Source organism: Variovorax glucosi (assembly GCF_051216695.1).
GTDB lineage: Bacteria > Pseudomonadota > Gammaproteobacteria > Burkholderiales > Burkholderiaceae_C > Variovorax.
Map to the genome: position 1 here is coordinate 1 of NZ_JBPJZE010000331.1, position 1,085 is coordinate 1,085.

A 1,085-nucleotide genomic window follows, 5' to 3' on the forward strand; every position below is an offset into this window, starting at 1 on the left:
GGGGTGACCATGCGTTGGCCCCTGAAGACACCAGCGGAAGCCTTTGCTACCGGCGGCGTTCTGGAAACGAAGATCAATGGCAACGCGACGCAGGAAAAAATCCCGCCGCTTCAACGCGTCCGCTGAGCGCCTGTTGCCACTGCTGCTGCTTCCCGGTCTGATGCCGTTTGCTGCTCAGGCCGAGAGCGCCGCAGCCGGCTCGAGCTCATGGCTGGTCGCGTCCGCCGCGGAAAGCGACCTCACCGGCCCGACCGGCAGCGACCTCTATCTGGAGCTGAGCCTCAACGGCAACCCCCAGGGGCTGGTGCATTTCGGCCTGCGCGGCCAGGAGCTCTGGGCCAGCGCCACCACGCTGCGGCAACTGGGCTTCATCCTGCCGGCGGACGTGTCCGATCCTGTGCGGCTCAAGAGCCTTCCCGGGGTCCAGGTGTCGTACGACACCGCAAGGCAGAGCCTTTCAATCAATGCCTCCGACGACGTGCTGCGCCTGCCCAGGACTGTGGTCAACACGTCGACGGTCGTCTCGCCGAAGGCCAGCGCCTCGCCCGGCCTGCTGCTCAACTACGACCTCTATGGCACGCAGGGCCGGGGCAACAGCTCCAGCCTCAACGCGCTCGCCGAAGTGCGCGCGTTCAGCGGAACCAGCGTGTTCAGCAGCACGATGATGTCGCGCGCGTCCCGCGTCGACAACGAAGACTGGCAGCACGAGTCGGTCCGGCTCGACACCACCTGGAGCCAGTCGTTCCCCGACGACATGCTGACGCTGCGTGTGGGTGACACCACCACCGCATCGCTGCCGTGGTCGCGTTCCACCCGGATCGGCGGCATCCAGCTCTCGCGCAACTTCTCGCTGCAGCCCTATCGCACCACCACCCCGCTGCCGGCGTTCCTGGGGGCGGCCGCGCTGCCCTCGCAGGTGGAGCTCTACATCAACGGCCTGCGCCAGTACACGGGCCAGGTCCCGGCGGGGCCCTTCCAGCTCAACACGGTTCCGTGTTTAAACGTCCCGCGCACCCCGAAGGTGGCTCTCAGAGACGCCCTTTGCCGCTCCACGACGCTCGACTTCTCGCTGTACGACACGCAGC

At 67.0% G+C, this 1,085-nt stretch carries 1 pseudogene; it reads left to right on the top strand.

Annotated elements, in window-relative coordinates:
* Positions 1–133: 133 nt before the first annotated feature.
* Positions 134–1,085: pseudogene (locus ACSFA3_RS25390) on the top strand (fimbria/pilus outer membrane usher protein); the annotation flags it as partial.